Annotated in this window: 8 protein-coding genes and 2 rRNA genes; 5 read left to right on the top strand and 5 right to left on the bottom strand. The window is 70.2% G+C overall.

The features are described 5' to 3' along the window. Both FVE25_RS15935 and rrf read left to right on the top strand, forming a co-directional pair. Positions 1–113 (top strand): 23S ribosomal RNA (locus FVE25_RS15935); the annotation flags it as partial. A gap of 144 nt (positions 114–257) precedes the next feature. Then, a 5S ribosomal RNA gene (gene rrf, locus FVE25_RS15930) occupies positions 258–374 on the top strand. Positions 375–549: 175 nt separating this feature from the next. Here rrf and FVE25_RS15925 read toward each other — a convergent pair. The 3 genes from FVE25_RS15925 to FVE25_RS55135 all read right to left on the bottom strand — a co-directional run bounded on the left by FVE25_RS15925 (position 550) and on the right by FVE25_RS55135 (position 3,625). Continuing rightward, positions 550–960, bottom strand: coding sequence for a DUF7144 family membrane protein (locus FVE25_RS15925; protein ID WP_157247660.1), 411 nt, complete (start codon positions 958–960; stop codon positions 550–552). 34 nt (positions 961–994) lie between these two features. Continuing rightward, the gene (locus FVE25_RS15920; RefSeq protein ID WP_246267061.1) at positions 995–1,759 is read right to left on the bottom strand and encodes an SAM-dependent methyltransferase; all 765 of its coding nucleotides are present in this window, start codon (positions 1,757–1,759) and stop codon (positions 995–997) included. A gap of 75 nt (positions 1,760–1,834) precedes the next feature. Further along, positions 1,835–3,625: a hypothetical protein gene (locus FVE25_RS55135; RefSeq protein WP_246267060.1), complete on the bottom strand. Its 1,791-nt coding sequence runs from the start codon at positions 3,623–3,625 to the stop codon at positions 1,835–1,837. On the opposite strand from FVE25_RS55135, the gene FVE25_RS15915 reads away from it, so the two are divergent. After that, positions 3,557–4,630, top strand: coding sequence for a hypothetical protein (locus tag FVE25_RS15915; protein WP_246267059.1), 1,074 nt, complete (start codon positions 3,557–3,559; stop codon positions 4,628–4,630). The two genes, FVE25_RS55135 and FVE25_RS15915, sit on opposite strands and share 69 nt — an antisense overlap. 60 nt (positions 4,631–4,690) lie before the next feature. Here the strand turns inward: FVE25_RS15915 and FVE25_RS15910 are convergent, their stop codons facing one another. Next, positions 4,691–5,617: an MBL fold metallo-hydrolase gene (locus FVE25_RS15910; protein WP_157247658.1), complete on the bottom strand. Its 927-nt coding sequence runs from the start codon at positions 5,615–5,617 to the stop codon at positions 4,691–4,693. A gap of 111 nt (positions 5,618–5,728) precedes the next feature. Here FVE25_RS15910 and FVE25_RS15905 point away from each other — a divergent pair, with 111 nt between their 5' ends. Next, on the top strand, positions 5,729–6,094 hold the full coding sequence (locus tag FVE25_RS15905; RefSeq protein ID WP_157247657.1) for a single-stranded DNA-binding protein: 366 nt from the start codon (positions 5,729–5,731) through the stop codon (positions 6,092–6,094). Between the two features lie 191 nt (positions 6,095–6,285). On the opposite strand, the gene FVE25_RS15900 is transcribed toward FVE25_RS15905, so the two are convergent. Beyond that, the gene (locus FVE25_RS15900; RefSeq protein ID WP_157247656.1) at positions 6,286–7,599 is read right to left on the bottom strand and encodes a DUF1015 family protein; all 1,314 of its coding nucleotides are present in this window, start codon (positions 7,597–7,599) and stop codon (positions 6,286–6,288) included. A 110-nt stretch (positions 7,600–7,709) separates the two neighbouring features. On the opposite strand from FVE25_RS15900, the gene FVE25_RS15895 reads away from it, so the two are divergent. Continuing rightward, entirely contained in the window at positions 7,710–8,132 is a 423-nt protein-coding gene (locus tag FVE25_RS15895; protein WP_157247655.1) for a tetratricopeptide repeat protein, read from the top strand. Positions 8,133–8,141: the final 9 nt, after the last annotated feature.

Genomic DNA, 8,141 nt, shown 5'->3' with positions numbered 1-8,141 from the left:
CACCCCTGTGAGGGGGGTAAGGCTCCCGGTAGACGACCGGGTTGATAGGCCGGAGGTGGAAGCGCGGTAACGTGTGGAGCTGACCGGTACTAATAGGCCGAGGACTTGACCACAAAGCATTCGCGTCCTGAACTGTAGGTTCTCTGCAGCGCTCTGTTACTCTTCGCCGGGTCCGGAGCAGCGCGAGATCGATGGTTCAGGATGTTCTTGCTCGCGTCCACTACGCAATTCTGAGACAACAAACGGTCTCAAGAGGTTGCGGTGGTTATGGCGGGAAGGAAACACCCGGTTACATTCCGAACCCGGAAGTTAAGCTTCTCTGCGCCGATGGTACTGCACTCGGGAGGGTGTGGGAGAGTAGGTCGCCGCCGCACAAAACTTGATCAGGAAGGGCCATCCCGGGTTTGGGGTGGCCCTTCTTGCGTTACATGTGAGGGGCTGTCTCGTGCTGGGACGGCCCCTTTTGCGTTGTGGAGGGTTCGCTGCCAAGGCGGAAACAAGAGTGGCGGCCCACGGGATGCGGGCCGCCTGTGGATGCGTGTCGGATGGTTAGCCTGTCGCGTCGCGTGGGGCGGCGATCAGGCCGTAGATGATGACCACGCTCAGGGCGATGCCGATGACCGACCAGATCGGGTACGCGGCTACGAAGGCGAATTGTCCGATCATGGCGAGTCCGGCCAGGATGATGCCGACGATGCGGGCCCAGGTTTGGCCGGCGAGGATGCCGGCGCCGGCAGCCAGTTGCAGGATGCCCAGGGCGAGCCAGATCCAGCCCCAGGTGTTGTAGTCGAAGACGAGCAGTCGGCCGCCGGGGGTGACGAAGTAGTCCTCCCGGAACAGGGCGATGAGGCCCTCGATGGCGTTGAAGACACCCAGGACGACGCCGAGCATGCCGGCGAAGGTGAGCCAGCTGGACTGCGGGCGGAATGCCGGTCCGTGTGGTGTGGATGCGGTAGCCATGTCCGGGATGTCCCCTGATGTGGGGAGATCGCTGTTATGGAGTGGGCAAAGGTATGGCGGGGCGGAGGATGAAGACGCCCCAGCCGAGGTACTGCCGGCCGTACTCGAGGTGGGAGGTGCGCCACTGGCGGAGGGCGTCGCGGATGGCTGGGGCGTCGGGGTCGTGGGGGTTGTCGCGGAGCCAGTCGCTGAGGGTCCACCACTGGGAGGCGGTGTAGCGGTCCCAGCTGTCGGGACTGGCCAGGACCATGTCGAGGAGGTCGAAGCCGGCCTCGTCCATGCTTGCGGCGGTTTGCGCGAGGGAGAGGCAGGGGTGGTCGTCCAGGCCCAGGGCGGTGGTGGCCTCAGGGGGCGGGGCGGAGTTCCAGAAGACTTCGCCGACCAGGATCAGGCCGTTGGGGCGAAGTAGCGGGCGCATCAGGTCGAGGGTTCCGGACAGGCCGCCGCCGATCCAGGTGGCGCCTATGCAGGAGACGATGTCGTAGGAGCTGGGTTCGGCCTGTTTGGCGTAGGTGGCGGCGTCTGCGGTGATGAAGGTGAGAGCGTCGGTCACGTTCAGCTCTGTGGCGCGGGTTCGGGCGGCGGCGATGAAGACCTCGCTGATGTCCACGCCGGTGCCGTGGCTGCCGTAGGTGGCCGCCCACCGGGACAGGAGTTCGCCCTTGCCGCAGGCCAGGTCCAGGTGGCGGGTGCCCGGTGGCGGTTGGCAGAGTTCGCCGAGGAGGTCGAGTTTGTCGTCGGTGAACGGGTTCAGGATGCGGTGCCGGGATTCGGCGATCTCGTGGAAGCGTAGCGACATGGTGGACATCCTGGTCGAGAGGGGTTCCGTGGAGCGATCGGATTTCGGCCCGGCACGTGGACCTGCCGGGACTTGCTAGGCTGGGAGGGCCTGGCCGCCCCATCCACGGGTGGCCTTCTTCGCGTAAGACCCGCCGGGCGGGCAGCCACGGTGGACCGTCGTTCGATATGGGTCCGCTGAGTTAGCCAACGAAATGGACCAGAAGTGAACAGAGATAACGGACCGGACGACGGACAGCGCGGGAGTGGCGACGGCCCCCGCGACGGAGACAGGCGCTCCTACGGCAGCAGCGGCGGGTACGGCTCCCGCGACCGCGACCGCGACTCGCGCGGTGACCAGGGCGGCCGTCCGTTCCGTTCCGACGACCGCGGGCGCGGGCCGCGTCGTGAGGGCGGGTTCGATCGCGGGCCGCGCCGGGATGACCGTGGGCCGCGTCGCGAAGGCGAGTCCCAGCGGCGGGCGTTCCCCGAGCGAGATGAGCGGGGATTCGCCGAGCGGCCGGACTTCGGGCGTGACGGGCGCGGATTCCGTCGTGAGGGCGGGTCTGACCGTGGTCCTCGTCGTGAGGGTGGTTACGAGCGTGGTCCCCGTCGTGAGGGTGACTCCGACCGCGGGCCGCGCCGTGAGGGCGGGTACCGGGATCGCGATGACCGTGGTGGGTTCGATCGCGGGCCTCGCCGCGAGGGCGGGGTTGACCGTGGTCCTCGCCGTGAGGGTGGTTACGAGCGTGGTCCCCGTCGTGAGGGTGACTCCGACCGCGGGCCGCGCCGTGAGGGCGGGTACCGGGATCGGGATGATCGCGGTGGGTTCGACCGCGGGCCTCGGCGTGAGGGCGGCTTCGACCGCGGTCCTCGTCGTGAGGGCGGGTTCCGGGATCGGGATGATCGCGGGCCGCGCCGTGAAGGCGGCTTCGATCGTGGTCCTCGGCGTGAGGGCGGGTTTGACCGCGGGCCGCGTCGTGAGGGTGGTCCGCGCCGCGAGGGCGGATATCGGGATCGCGATGACCGGGGCGGGTTCGATCGTGGTCCTCGCCGTGAAGGTGGGTTCGATCGTGGTCCCCGTCGCGAGGGTGACTCCGACCGCGGGCCGCGCCGTGAGGGCGGGTTCGACCGCGGACCGCGTCGCGAGGGTGACTTCGAGCGCGGGCCGCGCCGTGAGGGCGGGTACCGGGATCGCGATGATCGCGGTGGGTTCGACCGCGGTCCTCGCCGTGAGGGTGGGTTCGACCGCGGTCCTCGCCGTGAGGGTGGTTACGAGCGTGGTCCCCGTCGCGAGGGTGACTCCGACCGCGGGCCGCGCCGTGAGGGCGGGTACCGGGATCGCGATGACCGCGGCGGGTTCGACCGCGGGCCGCGCCGCGAGGGTGGGTTCGACCGCGGTCCTCGCCGTGAAGGCGGCTTTGACCGTGGTCCCCGTCGCGAAGGCGGGTTCGATCGCGGTCCCCGTCGCGAGGGCGGCTACGAGCGTGGTCCCCGTCGCGACCGTGACTCCGAGCGGGGTCCGCGCCGGGATGACCGCGGGCCGGGCCGTACCGAATGGTCCCGGGACGACCGAGGGCCGCGCCGTACGGACGGATTCGGGGACGAGCGACGCCCGCGGGACTTCGAGGGCGGCGGCCGGCCGTTCTCGCGCGACAACGACGGCGGCGGGACCCGCGCGCGCTTCGGCAAGCCAGGGCAGGACGAGCCGCGCGAGCGCGAGCCTCTGCCCGACATGGCGGCGGACATCACCGCCGAGGAGCTCGACCAGGAGGTTCGCGACGAGCTGCGCTCGCTTCCGGGTGATCTGGCTGACCTCGTGGCCAGGCACCTGGTCGCGGCCGAGCGGGCGCTGGGCGAGGACGATCCGGACCGCGCGTACGAGCACACCAAGGTCGGGCGGCGGTTCGCGGCCCGGATCGGCGTGGTGCGCGAGGCGGCGGGAATCGTCGCCTATCGGGCAGGGCACTTCGCCGAGGCGCTCAGCGATCTGCGGGCGGCGCGGCGGCTGACCGGGTCGGATGCGTACCTGCCGGTCATGGCCGATTGCGAGCGCGGGCTCGGGCGGCCGGAGCGGGCGCTGGACCTGGTGCGTTCGCCGGAAGCGGAGCGGCTTGATCGGGCCGGGCGCATCGAACTGGCGATCGTGGAGTCGGGGGCGCGACGGGATCTGGGCCAGCACGACGCCGCGGTGATCACGCTGCAGCGGCTGCCCGAGTTGCGCGACCCGCAGCCGCGTCCCTGGTCGGCGCGGCTGGCGTTCGCCTACGCGGACGCGCTGGCCGACGCCGGGCACGGCGAGGCGGCCACGGACTGGTTCGCCCGGGCCATGGCCTTCGACGAGGACGGCGAGACGGACGCGGCCGAGCGGTACGCGGAGCTGACCGGGGCGGTCATCGAGGACGTCGAGGAGGATTTCGACCTCGAGGACGGTGACGAGGCCGACGAGCTCTCCGAGATCTCCGAGGAGGAGGTTTCCGAGGCTGCGGCCCTGGCCGAGGCCGGGGACCTGCTTGAGCGGGATGTCCCGGTTTCCGCGGCGGAGGGTTCGGCCGACGAGGAAGTCGAGTCCGAGGGCGCTGCTGCCGATGAGGTGGAGGACCTTGAGGACCTTGAGGTCGGCGCGGACGTCGAGGAGGCCGGGGAGGTCTCGGAGGCGGACGCGGTGCCGGGTGATCTCCCAGACTCGAGTGACGTTCCGGAATCGGGTGACGTTCCGGAATCGGGTGATGTTCTGGACTCGGGTGCGGAGGAGCCCCCCACGGCCGCGCGGACCGTGCCCGGGATCGGGCCGGCCTTCATCGAGCCCGACTTCGGCGACATTCTCGACGAGGCTCCCGAGGCTGGCGAAACCGCCCCGGCTTCTGAGGGCAAGGACAAGCCGGAGTCCTGATGTGCGCCGCCGCCCGCCGTACCTTCGCGTTCTCCGAGGGTACGGCGGGCGGCGCCGTACCTAGGGCGAGACGCGGTCGAGCCAGTGCAGGATGCCGGCGACGTTGGACTCGGCCCCGCTGAGCAGCTCGAACTGCTCGGCCGTCTCGTCGTCGGACTTGAGGGCCTGGTAGCGGTCCCTGGTGTGGTCGCGGACCATGGCGACGGCGTGGTCGAGGTCCATGCCCTCGGCGTGGGCCTGGCGGGTCATGTCCACCCAGATGCGGAGTTCTTCGGCGGAGCGGTCGAGGATGTCCTGGACATCGTCTACCGGGCCGTAGTGGCTGAACAGCAGTCTTTGCGGTCCGAGTGCCTTGAACAGGGCGATCGAGTTGAGTGCCGTGTCGAGGTCGAAGTCCGGCGGCGGGGTGGCGGGGCGCAGGTCGCCGGTTTGCGGGAGGTAGACGCCGGCCGCGTCGCCGACGTACAGGTCGCCGGTTCCGGAGTCGATCAGGCCGACGTGGTGTTTCGCGTGGCCGGGGGAGTAGTGGCTGCTGAGGGTGCGGCCGTTGCCGAGGTCGACGGCGCCGGTGTCGCCGAGGGCGACGATGCGTTCGGCCTCGGTGGGGGTCAGTTCGCCGAACAGGGTGTCCAGGCGGTCACCCCACACCATCCGGGCGCTGGCCATCAGCCTGGACGGATCGGCCAGATGCCGTGCTCCCTTCTCGTGCACCACGATCTGGGCCGAGGGGAAATATCGCGCCATGTCCCCGACGCCGCCCGCATGGTCAAGGTGGATGTGGGTGACGACGACGCTCGCGAGGTCGTCCGGGCCCACACCGAGGGAGGCCAGGGCGTCGCGTACGACCGGGGCGGAGGTCGAGGTGCCTGTCTCCACGAGGCATGGCCGGTCGCCGAGGATGAGATAGCCCGCGGTGATCCCGGAGTATCCGGCCATTTTCGTGTCGATCTCGTACACGTCGCCGCCGAGGGCGGTGATGTTGTCCACAGGCACTCCCGAGTCGCTCACCACTATCCCCAGAACGGCGCTCGGGCCGATCCGGCTATGCCCTCATCGTAAAGAGTGATCTCCGCCAGTTCACCGACGAGGAGGTCAGAGATGGACCACAACGACGTCCGGCTCCGGGGGAAGCTGTCGGGCAAACCCGAGCACCGTCCGATGCCCAGCGGGGACACCCAGACGTCCTGGCGCCTGGTCATCCGCCGTGCCCAGCCCAGACCGGGCGCCACCGTCGACACGATCCGCTGCGTCACCTACCAGCCGGAAATCACCGCCTTCGTCGACGGGCTCGGCTCGGGCGATCGGATGGAGGTCGAGGGGGAACTGCGTTGCCGGGTGTACGGGCCGTCATACGCCAAGATCTGGCGGTACGAGGTAGAAGTGGCCTCCGTGTCCGCGGCGCCGCCGCCTCAGGATGCGCTCCCTTTCTCCCCGGTCGTGGCAGAGGAGGTGAGCGTGCCGTGAGGCGATCGGCTGACGGCACCCGTGTGCGGTCCGTGCGCTGGGCCGGAGGCCGTGAACGTGCGGACGTCGGACGGTGGGTGGTTGGGGCCGGGCCTCCGCATGTCGGGCGGTGGGTGGTTGGCGTCGGGCGTCCGCCGGCTGTGCGCCGGGCGGGCGGCGGGGGACGCCCGTGTCCGCAGACCGGGCCGTCGCTAGTCGACGTCGAACGTTCGCAGCACCAGTCCCGTGCGGGGCTTGGGGCCGAACGAGGTGGACTTGCGGGGGACCCGCTCGCCCTCGGCGGCCACCGCGAGCACCTCCTCGACCACCAGTGCGTTGAGGATCACCGCCGTGCCTCCGGTCGCGGCGGCGAGGTCCGCCGCGGCCCGCGCGTCGTGATGCACGATCCGGACATCCCGCTCGTCGTCCTCCATGTCCCACATCTTGGGCAGGACGAACTCCGCCAGGATGGAGGTGTTGAGGGCGTTCCAGCGGGGCGAGCGCTCGGCCGGCATGGCCTTGGCGAGCTGGGCCGGATCCGGGCTGGTCAGCAGGTGGCAGGTGCCCGCGCCGGCCAGCAGAAACGCCGGTTCCGCCGCGTGCTCCAGCGCGGCCAGGCCGGCGCGCAGGTCGGTGAAGTCCTGTACCTGCCAGGCCCGCTTGGCCCGTTCGGCCGCCGCCTCCAGCGGCAGCCCCGGGATGACCCGGTGGATGGCCTTGAGGTCGGGTGGGTAGGCGTCGGAGTCCACCAGCAGGGCGAGGCCGAAGTCCCAAGGGCCGGAGCCGTTCGCCGGGTTCGCCCGGCGGGTGTGCTCCTGGCGCTGGAGCTCACGGTACGTGGCGTAGCGGTGGTGGCCGTCGGCGATCAGCGCCTGGCGGGGGCGCAGGTCGGCGTTGATCTGGCCGATCTCGGCCGGGTCGGTGATGGCCCAGAGGCTGTGCCGTACCCCGTCGCCGGTCACGGTGCTCACCAGGGGCGGCCGGGCCGTGGCGACCTCGTCCACCAGCGTGCTGGCCCGGCCCCTGCCGTTCGCGTCGTCGCCGTTGTAGAGCAGGAGGATGGGTTCGAGGTTGGCCTGGGTGGTGCTCATCAGCGCCAGGCGGTCGGCTACGGGGCCGGGCATCACGTTCTCGTGGGGGAGGACGATGCGCTGCTCGGGCGCCACCAAGCCCACGTCGCCGATGAGCCCGCGCTGCAGCATGCCCGGGGCGCTCTGCTCGTAGACGTACAGAGCGGGCACCTCATCGCGTACCAGCACGCCCTCGACCAGCCAGGCCCGCAGCGCATCCCGGGCCGCGCCGTACCGCTCCGCCGGACTGTGGTCGGCAGGCGGCCGGGGAAGGATGAGGCGGACGACGTTGTTGGGATGGGAGTCGAGGAGGGTCTGCACGTCACCCTCGGAGATCAGGTCGTACGGCGGGGAGGTCACCGCGGCCGCATCGGCCACCGCGAAGCGGACACCACGGAATGGGCGTAGCACCAGCCCATCCGGCACCGGCAGTTCAGGAGTCCCCATACCGGGCATGCTCCCATAGAGGTCCGAGTCTTCCCGGGGTTGCCCCCACATCCCCGCGATGCCCTTTTCATCCGGGAATCGCGCGGAACCGCCGTCTGTAGATGAAGGAGGCCTCACGCATGATCCAAGGCAGAAGCGTCCCCGATGATTCCCCGGGTGTGCCCGAGGGTGAGGTTTACGACTGGTATCAGCGGGGGGTGAAGCTTCTCCAGGAGGGCAGTCCCGCTGCGGCTGCTTCCCTGCTGGAGCGTGCCGTGGAGGCTGAGCCCGAGTCGCGCAGCATCCGGGAGGCGCTGGCACGGGCCCAGTTCAACTCCCGGCAGTACGACCGGGCGGTCGACAGTTTCCGATGGATCGTGGATGCGAACCCGGCCGAGGACTATGCGTATTTCGGGCTTGGGCTGTCGTTGTGGCGCACGGGGGACATGGAGGCGGCTCAGGAGCCGCTGGCGATCGCGGTGGCTATGCGGCCTGACGAGCGGAACTATGTGACCGCGTTGAAGAATGTCCGGGCTACCTTGCGGGCTCGACGGGATATGTGAGGTGCTTGG

This window comes from Nonomuraea typhae, assembly GCF_009760925.1.
Classification (GTDB): domain Bacteria; phylum Actinomycetota; class Actinomycetes; order Streptosporangiales; family Streptosporangiaceae; genus Nonomuraea; species Nonomuraea typhae.
The sequence above is the reverse complement of the archived record's forward strand: the minus strand, read 5'-3'. Positions and strand labels throughout refer to the sequence as shown.

What these genes read in the sequence shown, in the direction of transcription:
- FVE25_RS15905 (WP_157247657.1), top strand. Translation starts at nt 5,729, where the DNA reads ATGGACCACAACGACGTCCGGCTCCGGGGGAAGCTGTCGGGCAAACCC.
- FVE25_RS15900 (WP_157247656.1), bottom strand. Translation starts at nt 7,599, where the DNA reads ATGCCCGGTATGGGGACTCCTGAACTGCCGGTGCCGGATGGGCTGGTG.
- FVE25_RS15920 (WP_246267061.1), bottom strand. Translation starts at nt 1,759, where the DNA reads ATGTCGCTACGCTTCCACGAGATCGCCGAATCCCGGCACCGCATCCTG.
- FVE25_RS15925 (WP_157247660.1), bottom strand. Translation starts at nt 960, where the DNA reads ATGGCTACCGCATCCACACCACACGGACCGGCATTCCGCCCGCAGTCC.
- FVE25_RS15895 (WP_157247655.1), top strand. Translation starts at nt 7,710, where the DNA reads ATGATCCAAGGCAGAAGCGTCCCCGATGATTCCCCGGGTGTGCCCGAG.